General features: G+C 73.4%; 20 protein-coding genes. 8 read left to right on the top strand and 12 right to left on the bottom strand.

Features of this window, described 5'->3' with window-relative positions; genetic code table 11:
- Positions 1–158: 158 nt before the first annotated feature.
- Genes G3T38_RS21995 through G3T38_RS20165 form a run of 4 tightly spaced genes read right to left on the bottom strand, consistent with a single transcriptional unit; the run spans position 159 to position 3718 of the window.
- Positions 159–971 carry an ABC transporter permease gene (locus G3T38_RS21995; RefSeq protein WP_338037785.1) on the bottom strand — a complete coding sequence of 271 codons (813 nt, stop codon included), beginning with the start codon at positions 969–971 and terminating at the stop codon, positions 159–161.
- Positions 968–1771: an ABC transporter permease subunit gene (locus G3T38_RS20155; RefSeq protein WP_163774609.1), complete on the bottom strand. Its 804-nt coding sequence runs from the start codon at positions 1769–1771 to the stop codon at positions 968–970. The genes G3T38_RS21995 and G3T38_RS20155 overlap by 4 nt, the downstream gene beginning before the upstream one ends.
- 4 nt (positions 1772–1775) lie before the next feature.
- Entirely contained in the window at positions 1776–2609 is an 834-nt protein-coding gene (locus tag G3T38_RS20160) for an ABC transporter ATP-binding protein (RefSeq protein ID WP_163774572.1), read from the bottom strand.
- 2 nt (positions 2610–2611) lie between these two features.
- Entirely contained in the window at positions 2612–3718 is a 1107-nt protein-coding gene (locus tag G3T38_RS20165) for an ABC transporter substrate-binding protein (RefSeq protein WP_163774574.1), read from the bottom strand.
- A 166-nt stretch (positions 3719–3884) separates the two neighbouring features.
- Between G3T38_RS20165 and G3T38_RS20170 the strand changes: the two genes are divergently transcribed.
- Positions 3885–4937, top strand: coding sequence for a DNA recombination protein RmuC (locus G3T38_RS20170; protein ID WP_163774576.1), 1053 nt, complete (start codon positions 3885–3887; stop codon positions 4935–4937).
- A 23-nt stretch (positions 4938–4960) separates the two neighbouring features.
- Positions 4961–5353 (top strand): DUF6542 domain-containing protein, encoded by a 393-nt coding sequence (locus G3T38_RS20175; RefSeq protein WP_163774578.1) that lies wholly within the window; start codon positions 4961–4963, stop codon positions 5351–5353.
- A 538-nt stretch (positions 5354–5891) separates the two neighbouring features.
- Here the strand turns inward: G3T38_RS20175 and G3T38_RS20180 are convergent.
- Positions 5892–6515: an L-threonylcarbamoyladenylate synthase gene (locus G3T38_RS20180; protein WP_163774580.1), complete on the bottom strand. Its 624-nt coding sequence runs from the start codon at positions 6513–6515 to the stop codon at positions 5892–5894.
- The gene (locus tag G3T38_RS20185) at positions 6515–7516 is read right to left on the bottom strand and encodes a 4-hydroxy-3-methylbut-2-enyl diphosphate reductase (RefSeq protein ID WP_163774582.1); all 1002 of its coding nucleotides are present in this window, start codon (positions 7514–7516) and stop codon (positions 6515–6517) included. Before G3T38_RS20185 ends, G3T38_RS20180 begins: the two co-directional genes overlap by 1 nt.
- Before the next feature lie 69 nt (positions 7517–7585).
- On the opposite strand from G3T38_RS20185, the gene xseA reads away from it, so the two are divergent.
- On the top strand, positions 7586–8851 hold the full coding sequence (gene xseA, locus G3T38_RS20190) for an exodeoxyribonuclease VII large subunit (RefSeq protein ID WP_163774583.1): 1266 nt from the start codon (positions 7586–7588) through the stop codon (positions 8849–8851).
- On the top strand, positions 8844–9062 hold the full coding sequence (locus G3T38_RS20195) for an exodeoxyribonuclease VII small subunit (RefSeq protein ID WP_163774585.1): 219 nt from the start codon (positions 8844–8846) through the stop codon (positions 9060–9062). Before xseA ends, G3T38_RS20195 begins: the two co-directional genes overlap by 8 nt.
- Positions 9063–9066: 4 nt before the next feature.
- On the opposite strand, the gene G3T38_RS20200 is transcribed toward G3T38_RS20195, so the two are convergent.
- Both G3T38_RS20200 and G3T38_RS20205 read right to left on the bottom strand, forming a co-directional pair.
- Positions 9067–10125: a glycerophosphodiester phosphodiesterase family protein gene (locus tag G3T38_RS20200; RefSeq protein WP_163774587.1), complete on the bottom strand. Its 1059-nt coding sequence runs from the start codon at positions 10123–10125 to the stop codon at positions 9067–9069.
- A 59-nt stretch (positions 10126–10184) separates the two neighbouring features.
- The gene (locus G3T38_RS20205) at positions 10185–10712 is read right to left on the bottom strand and encodes a hypothetical protein (protein ID WP_163774590.1); all 528 of its coding nucleotides are present in this window, start codon (positions 10710–10712) and stop codon (positions 10185–10187) included.
- Positions 10713–10913: 201 nt separating this feature from the next.
- Here G3T38_RS20205 and G3T38_RS20210 point away from each other — a divergent pair, with 201 nt between their 5' ends.
- Positions 10914–11960 (top strand): LLM class F420-dependent oxidoreductase, encoded by a 1047-nt coding sequence (locus tag G3T38_RS20210; RefSeq protein WP_241729115.1) that lies wholly within the window; start codon positions 10914–10916, stop codon positions 11958–11960.
- A 15-nt stretch (positions 11961–11975) separates the two neighbouring features.
- On the opposite strand, the gene ligD (G3T38_RS20215) is transcribed toward G3T38_RS20210, so the two are convergent.
- Genes ligD (G3T38_RS20215) through ligD (G3T38_RS20225) form a run of 3 tightly spaced genes read right to left on the bottom strand, consistent with a single transcriptional unit; the run spans position 11976 to position 14626 of the window.
- Positions 11976–12926 (bottom strand): non-homologous end-joining DNA ligase, encoded by a 951-nt coding sequence (gene ligD / locus G3T38_RS20215; RefSeq protein ID WP_163774592.1) that lies wholly within the window; start codon positions 12924–12926, stop codon positions 11976–11978.
- A gap of 18 nt (positions 12927–12944) precedes the next feature.
- Positions 12945–13664, bottom strand: a complete 720-nt coding sequence (locus tag G3T38_RS20220; RefSeq protein ID WP_338037786.1) for a L,D-transpeptidase family protein — start codon at positions 13662–13664, stop codon at positions 12945–12947.
- Positions 13661–14626, bottom strand: a complete 966-nt coding sequence (ligD, locus tag G3T38_RS20225) for a non-homologous end-joining DNA ligase (protein WP_338037787.1) — start codon at positions 14624–14626, stop codon at positions 13661–13663. The genes G3T38_RS20220 and ligD (G3T38_RS20225) overlap by 4 nt, the downstream gene beginning before the upstream one ends.
- A 141-nt stretch (positions 14627–14767) precedes the next feature.
- Between ligD (G3T38_RS20225) and ku the strand changes: the two genes are divergently transcribed.
- Entirely contained in the window at positions 14768–15799 is a 1032-nt protein-coding gene (gene ku / locus G3T38_RS20230) for a non-homologous end joining protein Ku (RefSeq protein ID WP_163774594.1), read from the top strand.
- A gap of 219 nt (positions 15800–16018) precedes the next feature.
- Here the strand turns inward: ku and G3T38_RS20235 are convergent, their stop codons facing one another.
- Complete coding sequence (locus G3T38_RS20235) at positions 16019–16531, bottom strand: hypothetical protein (protein ID WP_163774596.1); 513 nt, start codon at positions 16529–16531, stop codon at positions 16019–16021.
- 225 nt (positions 16532–16756) lie between these two features.
- On the opposite strand from G3T38_RS20235, the gene G3T38_RS20240 reads away from it, so the two are divergent.
- The gene (locus G3T38_RS20240) at positions 16757–17971 is read left to right on the top strand and encodes an LLM class flavin-dependent oxidoreductase (RefSeq protein WP_163774598.1); all 1215 of its coding nucleotides are present in this window, start codon (positions 16757–16759) and stop codon (positions 17969–17971) included.
- Positions 17968–19158 carry an acyl-CoA dehydrogenase family protein gene (locus tag G3T38_RS20245; RefSeq protein ID WP_163774600.1) on the top strand — a complete coding sequence of 397 codons (1191 nt, stop codon included), beginning with the start codon at positions 17968–17970 and terminating at the stop codon, positions 19156–19158. The genes G3T38_RS20240 and G3T38_RS20245 overlap by 4 nt, the downstream gene beginning before the upstream one ends.
- Positions 19159–19173: the final 15 nt, after the last annotated feature.

The following is a 19173-nucleotide window of genomic DNA, read 5'->3' on the forward strand; positions in this document are numbered from 1 at the left end:
CCCCCGCACGGACAAGGAAAACGCGGACCGGTCGGGCGCGCCCCTCGGCGTGTCGCCCTGACCAGTCCGCGTTTTCTTTCTCCCGTACGCGGCCCCGTCCGCGTTCTCCCTCTCCGACGGAGCCCGACCCCCACGACCGGGCCCCGACGGCAACGCCCCTACGAGCGCTGGCTCATCCCCATCTCGGCGAGCACGACGTTCTCGAGCAGCTGCACGAGGTTGTAGAGCACCAGCGTCACCAGCGTCACCATCGCGACGCAGGCCCACAGGTTGTCGAACTGCGCGCCGGCGTTGAACTTGACGATGTTGCCGCCGATGCCCGTGCCGGTGGAGAGCCACTCGGCGAGCAGCGCCCCGGTGACGGCGCCGGGCACGGAGACCCGGGCGGCCGCGAACAGCGACGGCAGGGCACCCGGCACGGCGACCTTGCGGAGCGCGGCCAGGTTGCCCCCGCCGTACACCCGCACCAGGTCGAGGCTCTGCCGGTTCGCCTGGCTGAGGCCGAACAGCACCGACGCGAGCGCCGGGAACAGCACCACGATCGTGCCGATGACCGCGACCGACGCGGTGGTGCCGCGGCCGGTCAGCAGCATGATCACGGGCGCGATGGACACGAGCGGGATGCTGCGCAGCAGGAGCGCGAGCGGCATGACGCCCGCCTCGACCGTCTTCGACAGCGTGAACGCCATGGCGAGCGCGACGGCGATCAGCATGCCGACGACGAACCCGATGCTGGCGTCCTTCAACGTCGACGTCAGCAGCGGCACGAGCGTGTCCCGCCGCTCCGCGGCGGTCGTGACGGCGTCGGGGTCGGTGACGAAGAGGTGGTTCCAGACGTCGACGGGACCCTTGGCGACGTACGGCGAGATCCCGCCCCACGACACCACCGCCTGCCACAGCGCGAGCACGACGAGGAGGGTGAGCACCGCGTTGAGGAGTCCCCGCCCGGCGGCCCGGGCCACGGCGTTCACGCGGCCCGCCCGGAGATCCAGGGGGTCAGGAGGCGGGAGACGAGGCCGAGGGCCGCGTACCCGATCATCGCCACCAGCGCGCACAGCAGGAACACGGCCCACACCCGCTCCGCGTCGAGGTTGCCCTGCAGGCGGATGAGCGTGATGCCGACGCTGCGGTCGGTCGCGCCCATGTACTCCCCCAGCACCGCGCCGAGGAACGACGTCGGCACGGCGATCTGGAGCGCGTTGAGGATCGCGGGCAGCGCCGCCACGAGGCGCACCTTGCGCAGCTGCGTGAACCGGCCCCCGCCGTACACGCTCACGACGTCCAGCGCCGCCTTGTCGGCCGCCTTGAAGCCGAGCAGCGCGCCGACGACGGTGGTGAAGAAGACGCTGAGGGCGGCGAGGAAGATCGCCGTCGACGACGGGTCGCCGGGCTGGTCGGCGCCACCGAGCACGACGATCGCGATGCCGCCGACCGCGACGAGCGGCAGGCAGTAGCTGACGACCGCCACCTGCGTCACCACCGTCTCCAGCTGCGGCAGCACGAGCACCGTGGAGGCCAGGAGCAGCGCCAGCGCGTTGCCCCAGAGGAACCCCCAGGCGGCCTCGGTCAGGGTGACGCTGAAGAACGTCCAGTACGACGCGAACCCGTCCTCCAGGAGCGTCCGGACCACGGCGAACGGCGACGGCACGGGCGTGAAGTCCGTGCCCTCGGCGGGCGTGAACGCCGTGACGGAGAGCAGCCACCAGGCGCCGACGAGCACGACGGTCCCGATGATCCCGGCGAGCCAGCCGGGGACCCGGCGCTCGCCCACCACGTCAGTGCCCCCCGCCGGCCGGTCCCGCGCCGCCGAAGAGGATCTCGGAGGCCCGGTCCACGAGCGCGTGGAACTCGGGCGTCCGCATCATCTCGGGCGTGCGGGGCCGCGGCAGGTCCACCTCGATGATCTCCTTGACGCGTCCCGGGCGGGCCGACATGACCGCCACCTGGTCGGACAGGAAGATCGCCTCCGCGATGCCGTGCGTGACGAGCAGCGTGGTGGCGGGCTTCTCCGTCCAGATGCGGAGCAGCTCGAGGTTGAGGTTCTGCCGGGTCATGTCGTCGAGCGCCCCGAAGGGCTCGTCGAGCAGGAGCACCGACGGCTTCAGCACCAGCGCACGGGCGATCGACACGCGCTGGCGCATGCCCCCGGACAGCTGCGCGGGCTTGGCCTTCTCGAACCCCCGGAGGCCGACGAGGTCGATGAGCTCGTCGACGTACGCCGCGTCGACCGGCTTCCCGGCGACCTCGAACGGCAGCCGGATGTTCTTCTCGACGCTGCGCCACGGGAGCAGTGCGTGGTCCTGGAAGGCGATCCCGAGCTCGGAGTCACGGCGCAGCTCGCGCGGGGTCTTGCCGTCGACGAGCGCCTGGCCCGTCGTCGGCGTCTCGAGGTCCGCCAGGATGCGCAGGATCGTGGACTTGCCGCAGCCGGACGGACCCAGGAGCGCGAGGAACGAGCCCTGGTCGGTGTGGAGGTCCGTGCCCTGCAGGGCCTGCACGGTCTTGCCCCGGGAGCCCTTGAAGGTCTTGCTGAGCCCGGTGATCCGGAGGCCGGTGCCGCTGCGGGCACCGGCCCCCTCGCTCGTGGGAGTGGGGGTGGGAGCGGTCATGATCAGGGCTGGTAGTCGATCAGGTCGGGGTTCTCGGCGTAGATCTCGTCGATGATCGACGTGTCGAAGATCTGGTCCGTCTCGACGTCCCACCCGGCGGCGCCCAGCGACTCCACCGTCTGCTCCTGGAGCTCGTCGGAGATGGTGAACAGCCCGTTCTCCTCGGTCTCGTCGGTCGAGATCAGCTCCTTCGTCGCCTCGAGGGCGAGTCCGGTCTTCTCCGGGTCGAGCGCACCGAAGACCGACTCGAGGCCCTCCGCGTTCTCCGAGGCGGCGGCGTTGTAGTACTCCATGACGAGGTCGACCGTGTCGTCCGTCGACTCCGTGAAGACGTCGCTCCAGCCCTTGATCTCGGCGATGAGGAACTGCTTGAGCAGCTCCCGGTTCTCGGCGAGGTACTGGTCGGTGACCGTGAAGGTCTCGGCCACGAAGGGCACGCCGTTCTCGGCGTACGGCAGGTTGGTGACCTCGTAGCCCGCCAGCTCCACCGTCAGCGACTCGTTGGTCAGGTAGGCCATGAAGCCGTCGACGTCGCCGTTCATGAGCGGCGTCGGGTCGAAGTCGACCGGCACGATCTCGACGTCGTCCTCGGAGAGGCCGTTGGCCGCGAGGAGCGCGCGGAAGACGCTGGCGTTGGAGTCCTGCACGCCGATCTTCTTGCCGACGAGGTCCTGCGGCGTCGCGATGTCGCCACCGTCGGCCAGGGAGAGGATCGTGAACGGGTTCTTCTGGAAGGTCGCGCCGATGATCTTGAGGGGCGCGTCCTGCTCGGCGACGGCCGCGCCGACCGAGGCGGAGTCGCTCAGCGCGACCTGCACGGTGCCGCTCAGCAGCTTGGCGACGCCGGTGTCGGGGCCCGAGATCCCGTTCACCTCGTCGAAGCCCGCGTCGTCGTAGTAGCCGTTCTCGTAGGCGTAGAACTCGCCCGCGAACTCCTCGTTCTTGATCCAGGAGTACTGGACGCTGATCTCGCCGAAACCGTCGTCGCCCGACGCGTCGGCATCGTCGCCGCAGGCCGCGAGGGTGCCGGCCAGGACGAGGGCGGACGCGGCGGCGAGCAGCGGGCGACGGGCGTCGCGCAGCTGCTGCAGGCGTGAGGAGAGGGACATGGGTTTCCTTCCACGTGCGTTGCTCGGGTGCACCGGAAGTTAGTGATCGCTCGTTTCACGCACCGCTCGTCGGGTTTCGCGGCTGTAACAACTGTTTCTCGGGGCCCCGTGGTCCAGACCGGGGATGCTCCCCAGAACCGTCGGTGCCGCCGTCCATGCTGGCCCCATGGACCTGCTCGCCGTCGTGACCGCGCTGCTGCTGCTCCTCGCCGGAGGAGCGGTCGGCTGCCTCGTCGGGGTGCTCTGGGCCCGGTCGCGGCCGGCGCCGCGGGAGTCCGTCGACGCCGGGCGCCTCGCGGAGGGCATCGACCGGCTCGGCGACCAGCTGGCCGACCTCCACCACGACCGGGCGGCGTGGCAGGGCGAGCTGGCCGCCCAGGTCGCCGACATGCGCCACCAGACCGGCGAGCTGCGTCGCGAGACGCACGGGCTGGCCACCGCCCTGCGCCGACCGGCCGTGCGCGGGCGCTGGGGCGAGCTCCACCTGCGGCGGGCCGTGGAGCTGGCCGGCATGGTCGACCGCTGCGACTTCACGGAGCAGACCCCGCTCGACGACGGGGCGCTCCGGCCCGACCTGGTGGTGCGCCTGGCCGGTGGCCGCACGGTCGTGGTCGACGCCAAGGTGCCGCTCGACGGCTACCTCGACGCGAGCCTCCTCGACCCCGTCGACCCGGCCGAGGTGGAGCAGCACCGCTCCCACCTGGCGCGCCACGCCCGCCAGCTGCGGGCCCACGTGGACGTCCTCGGCGCGCGGCGCTACTGGGCCGCGCTGCCCTCCTCGCCCGAGTTCGTCGTGCTGTTCGTGCCCGGCGACGCGTTCCTCGCGGCGGCGCTCGAGGCGGATCCGGGCTTGCTGGAGCACGCTGCCGGGCGCCAGGTCGTGCTGGCCACGCCGACGACCCTCATCGCGCTGCTGCGCACCGTGGCGCTCGGCTGGCGGCAGGAGGCCCTCGCGGAGCAGGCCGCGGAGATCCAGCGCACCGGCCGCGAGCTCCACCAGCGGCTGCGCACCTGGTCGGACCACCTCGACCAGCTGGGCCGCTCCCTCGGCGCAGCGACCCGCCACTTCAACAGCGCCGTTGGCTCGCTGGAGTCGCGGGTCCTCGTGTCCGCGCGGCGTCTGGGCGACCTCGGTGTGAGCGACGAGCCGCTGCCCGGCCCCCGCGAGGTCCGGGAGCTCCCCCGCGAGCAGGGCGGCGCGTCGAGCCGTGGTGCCTGAGCCGTTGGCCCTACCCTGACGCCGTGAGCCTGCTCGAGGCCGCCCGCGGGACGGGCACCGAGCCCGGTCCCCGGGTCGCGGTCGTCGGCGTGCTCGGGATGCTGACGATCCTCGCGGTCGACCTCGGCCTCGGCGGCCGGGTGAGCTCCTTCTTCGACCTGAGCTTCGTCGTGCTCTGCCTCGTGCTGGCGGTGCGGGCCGACCGGTCGGCGTTCTTCGCCGTGGGCATGACGCCGCCCCTGCTCATGCTGGCCGCGTTCACGGCGATCGCCCTCGTGTCGCCCGGGGCCCTGGCCCGCCCCGAGGACGGCGCCGTCCAGGCCCTCGTCAGCGGGATGCTGCTGCACGCACCGGGCCTCGCGGCGGGCTACGCGCTGTGCCTGCTCACGCTCGGCGCCCGCATGACGCGGGACTGAGCGCCGGCCGCCGCCCGGCTGGGCTGGTCCGAGCAGGGCAGGGCGGGCCGGGCTAGGGCGGGCCCGGGCCGAAATGTGCACCTGGGGCACCCCTGAGTCGATCCGAGGCACACCAACCGCACAGTTCACGACCCAGGTTCGACCGACCCCTCCTCCGGCGATCAACCGGGTCGGGCGCGGCAGACCCGGCCACGCCAGGCCAGGGCCGGAAATGTGCGCTTGGGACACCCCCGAGTCGATCCAGCCAACCCCAACCGCACTTTTCCGGACCGGCTCGGGCAGGGCGCACCGGGCCGGGTTCGACCCCGCTCACGTCCAGCGGTCACCCGACCCGGCGCGGCTGATCCGGCCAGGCCAGACCAAGCCAGGGCCGGAAATGTGCACCTGGGGCACCCCCGAGTCGATCCGGCCAACCCCAACCGCACACTTCCGGACCGGCTCGGGCAGGCGCACCGGACCGCACCCGCCCGGCACGAGCCGCCGTCGAGCACCATCCGGCGCCGTACGGAGCCGACGCCGGTGGGCGCGGCCAGCGGGCTCAGACCTCGAAACGCCCCGGGTCGCCCGCGCCGTACCGGACGATCTCCGGCACGTCCTCCGACCAGTCGACGACGGTCGTCGGGACCGCCGGGGTCTCCCCGGCCTCGATGACGATGTCGACGTCGTGGTCGAGGTCCTCCTTGACCTCCCAGCCGATGGTGCGGGGCTCCGCCTCGCCCGGCAGGATCAGGCTGCTGGTGAGCAGGGGCTCGCCCAGCTCGGCGAGCAGCGCCTCCACCACCGGGTGCGACGGGATCCGCACGCCCACGGTCTTCTTCTTGGGGTGCATGAGCTGCTTCGGCACCTCGCGGGTGGCCGGGAGGATGAAGGTGTACGGCCCGGGGATCGCCGACTTCACCGACCGGAACGCGTGGTTGGAGACGTGCACGAAGTGGCCGAGCTGGGAGAAGTCGGCGCACATGAGCGTGAAGTGGTGCTTGTCGTCGAGCTGACGGATCCGCAGGATGCGGTCCTTGCCGTCGCGGTTGCCGAGGCGGCAGCCGAGCGCGTAGCCCGAGTCGGTCGGGTAGGCGATCAGCGCGTCGTCGCGGAGCGCCTCCACGACCTGCGCGACGAGACGCGGCTGCGGGTCGACCGGGTGCAGGTCGAGGAAGCGGGCCATCAGGAGCGCCCGGCGGCCTTGAGGTCGCGTCGCAGCTCGGGCGGCAGCGCGAAGATGAGCGACTCCTCCGCCGTCTTCACGGCGCGGGCGTCGGGGTAGCCCCGCTCCGCGAGGAAGCCCAGCACCCCCTCGACGAGGTCCTCGGGCACGGAGGCGCCGGAGGTGACGCTGACCGTGGTGACGCCCTCGAGCCAGGCCTCGTCGATCTCGCTGGCGTCGTCCACGCGGTAGGACGCCTTCGCGCCGGCCTCCAGCGCGACCTCGACGAGGCGCACGGAGTTCGACGAGTTGGCCGAGCCGACCACGATCACCAGGTCGGCGCCCTGGCCGATCTCCTTGACGGCGACCTGGCGGTTCTGCGTCGCGTAGCAGATGTCGTCGGAGGGCGGGTCCTCCAGCTGCGGGAACTTCTCGCGCAGGCGGCGCACCGTCTCCATCGTCTCGTCGACGCTCAGCGTCGTCTGCGAGAGCCAGGAGAGCTTCGTGCCCTCGGGGAACTCGAGGCCCGCGACGTCGTCGGGCGTCTCGACGAGGGTGATGTGATCGGGGGCCTCGCCCGCCGTGCCCTCGACCTCCTCGTGGCCCTCGTGGCCGATGAGCAGGATGCGGTAGCCCTCGGCCGCGAACCGCCGCGCCTCGTGGTGCACCTTCGTCACGAGCGGGCACGTCGCGTCGATGGTCTTGAGGGAGCGCTCCGCGGCCTCGGCGTGGACCATCGGCGAGACGCCGTGGGCGGAGAACACGACGGTGGCGCCCTCGGGGATCTCCTCGATCTCCTCGACGAAGATCGCGCCGCGCTCCTCCAGGGTGCTCACCACGTGCTTGTTGTGGACGATCTGCTTGCGCACGTAGACCGGCGCGCCGTAGAGGTCGAGGGCCTTCTCGACGGTGATGACGGCCCGGTCGACGCCGGCGCAGTAGCCGCGCGGAGCGGCGAGCAGCACGGCGCGCTCGGCGTCGTCGCGCGGCAGGAGTCGCGGCGTACCCAGGTCGGTGCTCATGGGGCCCGAGTCTAGGCGAGGGGGGCACGCGGGGCAGAACCGTCGGCGGCAGGCCCTAACCTCGTGCGCGTGGCCCTGGAGACCTCCCTCGAGCAACCGGCCCCGGTGCGGCAGATCGCCACGGCGATCGCCGGCTGGGTCGACCGGCTCGGCGCGGTGTGGGTGGAGGGCCAGATCGCGCAGGTCAACCGTCGACCCGGGATGAGCACCGTGTTCATGGTGCTGCGCGACACCGTCGCCGACCTCTCGGTGACGCTCACGTGCTCGCGCACGCTCTTCGACAGCCTCAACCCGCCGCTCGTCGAGGGCGCCGGCGTGGTCGTCCACGCCAAGCCGTCGTTCTACGCCAACCGCGGCACGCTCTCGCTCGCCGCCCGCGAGATCCGCATGGTCGGGCTCGGCGAGCTGCTAGCACGGCTCGAGCGGCGCCGTCAGCTGCTCGCGGCCGAGGGGCTCTTCGCGCCCGACCTCAAGCGTCCGCTGCCGTTCCTGCCCGGCGTCGTCGGGCTCGTGACCGCGCCCGGCTCCGCGGCGGAGCGCGACGTGCTCGAGGTCGCCCGCCGGCGGTGGCCGGCGGTGAAGTTCACGGTGGCGTACGCCGCGATGCAGGGCCCACGCAGCGCCGGCGAGGTGATCGAGGCCGTCGAGCGGCTCGACCGCGATCCGGCGGTCGAGGTCATCGTGGTGGCGCGGGGCGGCGGGTCGGTGGAGGACCTGCTGCCGTTCTCCGACGAGGGGCTCGTGCGGGCCGTGCACGCCGTGCGCACCCCGGTGGTCTCCGCCATCGGTCACGAGCCCGACTCCCCCCTGCTCGACCTCGTCGCCGACTGGCGTGCCGCGACGCCGACCGACGCCGCCAAGCGCGTCGTGCCCGACGTGGTCGAGGAGCAGCAGCAGGTGGCCGCCGCCCGCGACCGTGCGCGCCGGGTCCTGGCGCACTGGCTCGGGCGGGAGCAGGCGGCGCTCGACGCGCTCCGCTCGCGCCCGGCGATGGCCGACCCCCGCCACCTGCTCGACGTGCGTCGCGACGAGGTCACCGCCCTCCGCGACCGCGCCCGCGTCACGCTGCGTCACCGTCTCGACCGTGCCGGTGACGACGTCGAGCACCGCCGTGCCCGGGCCGAGGCGCTGTCGCCGCTCGCGACGCTCCGGCGGGGGTACGCGGTGCTGCAGACCGCCGACGGGGCGGTCGTCACCTCGCTCGCCCAGACCGCGCCCGGCGCGGACGTCACGGTGCGGGTCGCCGACGGGCGCCTCCACGCGACGACGACGCGGCTCGAGCCGCTCGCCGACCCGACCCATCCGACCGAACCCGCGGAGGACGACGATGCCTGAGAAGACCGGCACGAGCGAGAGCCTGTCCTACGAGAAGGCCCGTGACGAGCTCGTCGACGTCGTCCGGCGTCTGGAGAGCGGCGGCACGACCCTCGAGGAGTCGCTCGCCCTGTGGGAGCGCGCCGAGCTGCTGGCCCGCACCTGCCAGACCTGGCTCGACGGCGCCCGCGAGCGTCTCGACGCCGCGGTGGGCGCCGACACCGACGACTGAGCGCTCAGGCCCGCGCCCGCACGACCCCGAGCACGATCTCCGGGTGGTCGGTGGTGAGGCCGTCGACGCCGGCGTCGAGGAAGGCGCTCGCCTCGGCGGCGAGGTCACCGAACGCCGCCTCGTCGGCCGGGTCGGTCGACGACCGCAGGTCGGCGGGCAGGAACCGGTTCTCGGCCCGCAGGGTCCAGACCTGCACGGTCAGCCAGCGCCGGTGGGCGTCCCGCACGAGCGGGGTCGGCGCCCCAAGCCCGCCGTCCGGCCCCGGCGCCAGCACCAGGGCCTTGGCGACGCCGATCCCGTCGGCGTACTCCTCGATGCGTGCGAGGCCCTCGGGGGTGGCCATGGCGGCGTACGTCGCGGGCACGCCCGCGAGGTGCGCGTCGGGCGGCGACGGGGTCGCCGCGTCGAGCAGCTGCACCACCTGCACGCGGGTGCGCCGCGCGAGGCGGCGGAGCACCTCGACCTCGAAGGACATGACGGTGACCCGGGCCCGCGGGTGGTCGAGGTCGTGGCGCCGCAGCGTGTCGAGGAGGGCGCCCTCGTAGTCGAGCCCACGGCTGCGGGCGTGCTCGACGTGCTTGAGCTCGAGCATGATGCCCACGCCGCGACCGCGGCGCACCGACTCGGCCTCGACCATGGCGAGCACCTCGGTCAGCGTCGGCACGCCCTCCTGCCCGTCGTGGGCAGCGGAGGAGGGGCGCAGGTGGGGGAAGCGCTCCCGTGCCGTCAGCGTCTTGATCTCCGCGACGGTCAGGTCCTCGGCGAACCACCCGTCGCAGGGCTCCCCGTCGACGAGCCGCCGCGTGCGCCGGTGGGCGAGCTCCGGCCGTGCAGCGACGTCGGTCGTGACCGACAGCTCGTTCTCGTGGCGGGCGACGAGCACGCCGTCGGCGGTGCAGACGAGGTCGAGCTCGATGTCGTCGACGCCGCAGCGGATGGCCGTGCGGTAGGCCTCGAGCGTGTGCTCGGGGCGCCAGCCGGAGGCGCCGCGGTGGGCGGTGACACCCGGCGTGACGACGAGGCTGGGTCGGGTCCGCGACCGGGTGGCGAGGGTGACCGTCACGCGTTCGAGCGCACCAGCCGCGAGCGACACCCGTCCGACGTCCAGGTGTCGCCCAGGTGTCAGGAGGTGGGCGGCTCCGCGTCGCCCGGCTCGGACTGCTCCGGCTGTCCGGACTGCTCGGACTGCTCGGACTGCTCGGACTGCTCCGCCTCGCTGGCGGCCAGCGCGGCGCGGAAGGCGTCGAGCGCGTCGTACCCCGCCCGCGTCAGCTCCCAGACCCCCGGCCCGCCGGAGCGCAGCAGCCCGGCGTCGACCATCGCGCGCCGTTCCTTCTGGGCGGCGGTGCGCCAGCGCAGCTCGCCGCTGGGGCCGACGGCCAGGTCGTCGCGCTGGAGCACGTCGGCCATGCGGCGGGCGAGCGCGTCGAGCGCGGGCTCCCGCTCGATGCGGCCGTCGGCCGCGGCGACCACGGACAGCAGGTAGGGGCGGTAGGCCGCCTGGGGCGTGCGCCCGGGCTTCGTGATCGGCGACCGCCGCACGGGCGCCGGGGCCGGGGTGCCCGGCACGCGGGCCCCGCTCGGTCGGGCCACGGACGACCGCACCCCGGTCGCCGGGGTGCCCGGCTCGGTCACCCGCGACGTGCGCACCCGCGACGCCTTCGGCTCGGGGGCCGGCGGCGGAGGAGGCGGAGGCGCACCGTGGGGGCAGCTGATCAAGGACATGTCACAGTGGTCGCACCACGCCTCCGAGCTCACGGTGCCCACCTTAGAGCGCCCGAGCGGACACGTTCCAAGCCGGCGCAGCCGCGACGCTTGTCACCGTGACAGCAGTGCTGTCATGGTGGCGCCATGACACTGCGTATCGCGACCCTGCTGAACTACTCCGGCAATCCCCGCGACGCGGCCGACCAGGTCGCTGCCTGGGAGAAGGCCGGGCTCGACTCCGTGTGGGTCCCGGAGGCGTACGGCTTCGACTCGCCCACGCTGATGGGCTACCTGGCCGCGAAGACCGAGACCGTGAAGATCGGCTCGGGCATCCTCAACATCTTCTCGCGCACCCCCGGCGCGCTGCTGCAGACGGCGGCCGGCCTCGACAACGTCTCCGGCGGACGCGCGATCCTCGGCCTCGGTGCCTCCGGCCCGCAGGTCATCGAGGGCTTCCACGGCGTGCCGTACGAGAAGCCGCTCGGCCGCACCCGTGAGGTCGTCGACATCGTGCGCCGGGGGCTGCGCCGCGAGCCGTTGGAGAACGACGGCATCGTGAAGCTGCCGCTCACCAAGGAGCAGGGTGGCGTGACGGGTCTCGGCAAGCCGCTGAAGATCCTGACGAAGCCGGAGCGCTCGTCCATCCCGATCTGGATCGCCGCGCTGGGCCCGAAGAACGTCGAGCACACGGCGGAGTACGCCGACGGCTGGATCCCCCACCTCTTCCACCCCGAGAAGGCGAAGGACGTGTGGGGCGAGTCGCTCGCGAAGGGCGCCGCCAAGCGCCCCGAGGAGCTCGGCACCCTGCAGGTCATGGCCGGCGGCCTCGTCGCCATCGGCGAGGGCGAGGAGACGCGGGCGGCGCTCGACCTCGCGCGACCGATGTTCGCCCTGTACGTCGGCGGGATGGGCGCCAAGGGCAAGAACTTCTACAACGACGTCGCGCGGGCCTACGGCTACGAGGAGGAGGCGGAGAAGATCCAGGACCTCTACCTGTCGGGCAAGAAGCGCGAGGCCGAGGCCCTCGTCCCGACCGAGTGGCTCGAGGCCGCGAACCTGATCGGTCCGGCGTCGTACGTGAAGGAGCGCCTCGCCGCGTTCGAGGCGGCGGGCGTCACGGACCTCAACGTCATCCCCGCCACGGCCGACCCGACGGCCACGATCGCGGAGCTCAAGGAGCTCATCGGCTGACCGCCGGACCGGCGCTCACCCCGCTGCGAAGAGGTCCCCCTGGGCCTCGACCCGCGCCAGCACCTCGCTCGAGGTGAGCTGGTCGATGTCGAGGGGGTCCTCCGCACCGGCCACGACCTCGTCCCACGTGAGGGGCGCGGCGACGTAGGGCCGGTCGCGTCCCCGGAGGGAGTAGGGCGCGACGGTGGTCTTCGAGCCGGCGTTCTGCGACCAGTCGAGGAACACCTTGCCGCCGCGCCGCTGCTTCGTCATCGACGCCGTGACCAGGCCGGGGTGGTCGCGCTGCAGCTGCTCGGCGACCTCGCGGGCCAGGTCGGTCGACTCGTGGCTGTCCGCCGGTGCCTCTCCTCGGGGCAGGCCGTCGAGCGCTGCGTACAGGTGGAGGCCCTTGCTGCCGCTCAGCACGGGGGTGGCCTCGAGCCCCCGGTCCGCGAGCAGGCCACGCACCAGCAGGGCCACCTCGCAGCACTCCCCCAGCCCGGCGGGCTCGCCCGGGTCGAGGTCGATGACGATGCGGTCGGGCCGGCGGGAGCGGCCGCTGCGGCCCACGCGCCACTGGTGCACGTGCAGCTCCAGGGCCGCCAGGTTGACGACCCACGTGAGCGTCGCGAGGTCGTCGATCACGGGGAAGACCAGCGTGCCCTCCTGCGCCTCCTCCCCGGTCGACCGCGACCGCCGCGACCCCGTCGTCGACACCTCGGCGGTGCGCACCCAGGACGGCGTGCCCGTCGGTGCGTTCTTCTCGAAGAAGCTCGGCCTGCCGGTGCCGTGGGGCCAGCGCACCCGGGTCACGGCACGGTCCCGCAGCTGCGGCAGCAGCACCGGCGCGATGCGCGCGTAGTAGTCGAGCACCTCGCCCTTCGTGGTGCCCGTGGACGGGTAGAGCACCTTCTCCAGGTTCGTCAGGCGCAGCACGCGGCCCTCGACGTCGACCCTGACCTCGGTCCCCTCGCCCTGTGCCGGCACGGCGTCGAGTCTGCCCGATCAGCCCGCGCCGATGGTGACGACCGGCACGGCGGCGGGCTGCAGCTCCCGCATCACCGCGCCCATCATCACGCGCGGCACGCTGACGCAGCCCGCCGTGGCACCCCGGCCGTTGACGTGGAGGAAGATCGCGCCGCCGCGGTGGCGCACCGGGGAGGCGTAGTTGAAGTCGAGCACGGCGGACATCTCGTACTGGTCGCCGTAGTCGACGAGGTGCTCGGAGCCCGCGGTCGTGAAGCCGCCCGAGGAACGCTTGCGGAAGCGGTTGTAGAAGCGCGAGTCGTTGTCGAGCACCCAGTAGTCGCCCGTGACCATCGTCAGGTAGGGCATCCGCCACGCGGTCGAGCGGTTCCACCGGCCGAACGTGAAGGGGATCCCGTAGGTGCCCATCGGCGTCGTGCCGCTGCCCTGGCGACGCGAGCCGGGCGAGACCAGCCCGCCGTAGCCGATGCGCCCGTCCGTCGTGCTGAACTCGCTGCGCCACCGGCCGTCCACCAGGCGCCAGAACGCGACGCGCGCCTTGTAGCCGCTCGTGCGGTTGCACGTCACCACCTGGGTGGTGCCGGCGCGGAGCGCGACGGGCATGTTGTCGAGCCGGACGGTGCCGACGGCCGCGCTCGCCGCCGTGGCGGGGACCGGGCGCAGGAGCCCGGTGAGCGTCAGGGCGCCCACCGAGGCGAGCACCGCGCGCCGGGACGCGTCGTAGGGGTGGGTCGTCACAGGTCCTCCGCACCGAGATCGGATCGCACGCCACGGTACGTGGGCTGCCGCAGCCGCGCACCGCTCCCTTCGGGTGACCCGTTGAGCCCGAGGGCCTCGACGTCGACCACGACCGTCGGCTCCAGCCATGTCGTGCCGAGGGCGTCCTCGCGCGGCACCTCGTCGGCGAAGGGACTGGTGGCCCGCACCAGCGGGTCGAGCAGCGCGCGCAGGTCGCGCCCGGCCCGGCCGCCGATGCCGGACCCGACGCGGCCCCGGTAGAGCAGCCCCTCGGGCGTCGGCGTGCCCACCAGCAGCGCACCCAGCCGGTCCCGCGTCCCGGTCTCGGGCCGCCAGCCACCGACGACGTACGACTCCCGGGTCCGGTGCGGGAACTTCAGCCAGTCCCGGCTCCGCACCCCGGGGCGGTACGGCGCGTCGCGGCGCTTGCTGACGATGCCCTCGAGCCCGAGGCGCGCGGTCTCGGCGAGGAGCGTCGGACCGTCGTCGTACGTCGTCGACTGCGTCCACGGTGCCGCGCCGTCGACCTCGAGGACGCTCGTGAGGCGGCGCTGGCGGCGCTCGAGCGGGCGCGTCGTGAGGTCGCGGTCGTCGAGCGCGAGGAGGTCGAAGGCCACGAAGGTGACGGGCCGCGCCGCGACGTGGGCCGCCACCCGGGCCGCCCGGCGCTCGTGGATCCGCTCGGCGAGCACGGCGAAGCTGGGTCGTCCGGCCTCGTCGAACGCCACCACCTCGCCGTCCAGCACCGCCGACCGGCCGGCCACGGCGTCCACCAGGCCGTGCAGCTCCGGGTAGGCGGGGGTCACGACGTTGCCGTTGCGGCTCTCGAGCCGCAGGCCGCCGGCGCCGTCGAGGTGCACGAGGACGCGCATGCCGTCCCACTTCACCTCGTGCAGCCAGTCGTCGCCGGCGGGCACGGCGTCGCCGCGGGTCGCGAGCATGGGGCGCAGCGGAGCGGGCACGGTGCCATCCTCGCTCGTCCGGCACCGATGAGTCCGTGGCGGTGGGCGGGTCGTTCCTCCAGACTGGTTCGCGGAGCGGTCGGCGGGGTACCGGGAGGGCCGGTTCCCGGGGCAGCACGGCGACGACGAGAAGGAGCAACGATGCGGGCGATCTGGAAGGGCGCGGTCTCCTTCGGGCTGGTCAGCGTGCCGGTGAAGCTGTACGCCGCGACCGAGTCCCACGACGTGTCCTTCCGGCAGGTGCACGCGAAGGACGGCGGCCGCATCCGCTACCAGCGCGTCTGCTCGCTCGACGGCGAGGAGGTGCCCTACGCCGACATCGCCAAGGGGTACGAGACGGAGGACGGCGAGATGGTCGTCCTCGACGACGACGACCTGTCGGCGCTGCCGTCGGCGTCGTCGCGCGAGATCGCCGTCGAGAAGTTCGTGCCCAGCGACCAGATCGACCCGCTGCTCTTCGAGAAGAGCTACTACCTGGAGCCCGAGAAGACGGGCGCGAAGCCCTACGCGCTGCTCCGCCAGGCCCTGCGGGACGCCGATCGGATGGCCGTCGTCACCGTCGCCATCCGCAACCGCACCAGCATCGCGGTGCTGCGCGTGCGGGAGACCGAGAACGGCGACGTCATCGTGCTCCAGACGATGATGTGGCCCGACGAGGTGCGCACCCCGGACTTCTCCGTCGACGTCGACGACCTCGGCGAGATCAAGGACTCCGAGGTGAAGATGGCGCAGATGCTCGTCGAGACCCTCGCGGGCGACTTCGACGCCTCCGACTTCTCCGACGACTACGCCGAGGCGGTCGAGGCCGTCGTCAAGGCGAAGATCGAGGGCGGCGAGGTGCAGCGCACCGAGACCACCACGAAGGGCTCCGGCGAGGTCGTCGACCTGCTCGCCGCGCTGCAGCGGTCGGTGCAGGCCGCGAAGAAGTCGCGGGGCGAGGACGTGGACGACTCCGCCACGGACGGCGACGGGGCCGACGCGGCCGACGGGGCCGACTGGGCCGACGGGTCCGGGGAGGCGGAGCCGGCGCCGCGGAAGCGAGCTGCCACGAAGAAGACCGCGACGGCGAAGAAGACGACCTCGACGAAGAAGGCCGCCACCAAGAAGACGGCGGCGAAGAAGTCACCGGCGAAGAAGACGACCACGCGCAAGACGGCGGCGAAGGCCAGCTGACGTCATCTGGTCGGGGCCACGCGGCCTCGTCCCGACCGGGGGCCGGAAATGTGCGGCCGGGACGCGCCCGACCGGGGCAGCGACGTACCAACATCCCACTTCGGCCCGCCCGACCCTGACCACCCCGCCGACCCCGCCCACCTCGCGGACGTCATGCGCACCGCACGCCCGAGGCGCCGGAACGCATGACGTCCCGGGTACGACGCGGGACCGGGCGGCTCAGACGGGAATGCGCGACTGGAAGACCGTGGCCGCCGAGTCGAAGCCCGGGGCCGTCACCGTCAGGGTGAAGTCACCCCGCGAGCCGCCGTCGTCGAAGTAGACGGACTCCGAGCCGGTCGGACCGAACGCCACCGGCTGCGCGGCCGTCAGGCCGGTCCCCCAGACGTACGTGATCGGGTGGGTGTCCAGCGCGGACGTCAGGATCCATCCGGGAGGCGCCGTGATGAACTGCGAGTTGGCCAGCGAGCTCCAGACCTGGGTGACGGTGAGGGTGAGCACGGCCGCGCTGGAGCGGCTCGGCGTGATGGTGAAGCCGTTGAAGAAGAGGGCGTGCGCGTCGAGGCCCTCGTCGAGCGGCGCCGGACCCGTGCGCGAGAGGCCGCGCGTGATGGTGAACGTCCCGTTGGCCGTGCTCGCCGCGAACGCGGGCGCGGCGGAGACGACGGCGACGGCGGGCGCGGCCCAGGCAGCGGTGGCGAGGACGCGACGGCGCGTGGTGTGGACGGACATGGATCCCCATCGTGAACGTCGACGAGACGTACGCCGAGGCCGCCATCGTAGTGATCCGCGGGTCCGTCCGCGGTCGAACGGGCAACGGCGCGCCGACGCATAGGCACCGCCGATGGATCCCCATCCCCCATTGCTCTTGGACCCCGCACGGTGCCCGCGCCTAGCGTCGAACCGCCGGCGCGGCACGTGCCGCGCCACCCGACGTACCGACGCGAGGAGCCCACGGTGAGCACCCCCGAGTTCGACCCCACCATCCCCGAGACCGCGGCGCGCCAGGTCGAGTTCATCAGCCTCTCGCACCTCAACCCGTCGACCGAGCTGGAGCCCGTGCCCTCACGCGGCATCGACCTGCCCTACTTCCGCCGCTACGTGCGGGCGCTGGAGGACGGGGGCTACGACTACACGCTGCTGCCGTACGGCTCGGGCACCGCCGACTCGTTCGTCGTCGCCTCGGCGGTCGGGCAGCTGACGGAGCGGATCAAGCCGATCGTCGCGCTGCGGCCCAACACGACGTTCCCGCTGGTCGCCGCCCAGAAGCTGGCGACGCTCGACCAGCTCACCGAGGGCCGCGCGGTCGTCCACCTCATCTCCGGCGGCAGCGACGCGGAGCAGGCCCGGCAGGGCGACTACCTGCCGAAGGAGCGCCGCTACGCCCGCACGAGCGAGTACATCGACCTGCTGCGCCGCGCGTGGACCGAGCCGGCGCCGTTCGACCACCACGGCGAGTTCTACGACTTCGACGGCTTCGGGCCCGGCTTCGCGCCGTACGACTCCCCGATCCCCATCTCGATCGGCGGTCAGTCGGACGAGGCGTTCGCCGTGGGCGGCGAGAAGGCGGACGTCTTCAGCTTCTGGGGCGAGCCGCTGGACGACCTCCGCGGCGAGATCGAGCGCGTCCACGCCATCGCGCGGGCCGCCGGGCGCACCACGCTGCCGCGGATCTGGGTGACGTTCCGTCCCATCGTGGCGGCCACCGACGCGCTGGCGTGGGAGAAGGCGCACGATTACGTCACGCGGATCGCCGCGACGTTCGAGCGCGGGGTCTTCGGCAAGCAGCTGCACCAGAAGGGCGACCCGCAGAACGTCGGCTCGCAGCGGGCGCTGACGTTCGCGAACGCCTCCGAGCTCTACGACCGGGCGCTGTGGACGAAGACGGCGGCCGCCACCAACGCCGCCGGCGCCTCGACCGCGCTGGTCGGCTCGCCGGAGACGGTCGCGGCGGCGATCCTCGACTACGTCGATCGCGGCGCGGACCTCGTGAGCATCCGCGGCTACGACACGCTCAACGACGCGGTCGACTACGGCAAGCACGTGATCCCCCTGGTGCGCCAGGAGCTCGCGCACCGGGCGACCACCGGCCGCCGCGGCACCCTGCAGGCCGAGCACCTCGGCGGCTACACCGACGAGTACCGCCGGCTCGCGACGGCGGGACGCGCATGACCGCGACCACGGCGCCGGTCCGCACGCTGCCCGTCCCGGACCTCTCCCCCGCCGCCCTCGCGGCGGTGACGGCCGAGGTCGCGACGTACGCCGCGGAGCACGACCGCAGCGGCGCCGTACCGACGGCCGGGCTCGAGGTCGCGCACCGGGCCGGCCTGCTGACGGCCACCGTCGGCACGGCCCACGGCGGCCCGGGCCTCGGACCGCGGGACGCGGTGCGCATCCTCACCGCCCTCGGCGAGGGCGACGCCTCGGTGGCGCTCGTCGTCGCCAACACCCTCAACGCCCACGCCGCGCAGGCGGAGCGGCCGCACTGGCCCGCGGCGGCGTACGACGACCTCCTGCGCCGCTCGCTCGAGGGCCCGGCCCCGGTCAACGCGATCCGGGCCGAGCCCGAGCTCGGTGCCCCCGCGCGCGGCGGGCTGCCGGCGACGACGGCGCGACGCACCGACGACGGGTGGGAGCTGTCGGGCCACAAGGCCTACGCGACCGGCGGGACGGCCCTGGCGTACCACGTCGTGTGGGCGGTGGCCGACGAGCCGGACGGCGACCCCGAGCGACCCCGCGTCGGCCACGTGCTCGTGCCGGCCGACGCCCCCGGCATCACGTGGATCGAGACGTGGGACCACCTCGGCCTGCGGGCGTCGAACACGCACGACGTGGTCTACGACGGCGTGCGGGTGCCGGCCGCGTCGTTCGTCGAGATCCCGCGCGGCGCCGACGGGGTCTACCGCGACCCGGCCGCCGTGCCGGGGCCGGGCAGCCTGGGGCACGCGGCGCTGTACGTCGGCGTGGCGCGCGCGGCCCGGGCGGCGTTCGTGGACTTCGCCCGCACGCGCGCGCCGGCCGCCCTGGGCCGCCCCATCGCGACCACCGAGCGGATCCAGGCGGTCGCCGGTGAGGTGGACGTGCTCGTCGTGCAGGCGGAGACGCTGCTGCACGGCGCGCTGCTGCGCCTCGAGGCGGGCGACACGACGGTCGTGCCGGAGCTCGCCGGCATCAAGGTCGCCATCGCGAGGTCCGTGGTGGCGGCGGTGCAGACCGCCGTCGCGGCCCTCGGCAACCCCGCGCTGTCCCGGCACGGCTCGCTCGAGCGGCACCTGCGCGACGTGCTCTGCGTGCGCGTCCACCCGCCCCAGGAGGACACCGCCCTCCTCGCCGCCGGCCGCCGGGTGCTGGGGGTCTGATCGGCGCCGAGTTGT

It is taken from the genome of Nocardioides zeae, assembly GCF_010686755.1.
Classification (GTDB): domain Bacteria; phylum Actinomycetota; class Actinomycetes; order Propionibacteriales; family Nocardioidaceae; genus Nocardioides; species Nocardioides zeae.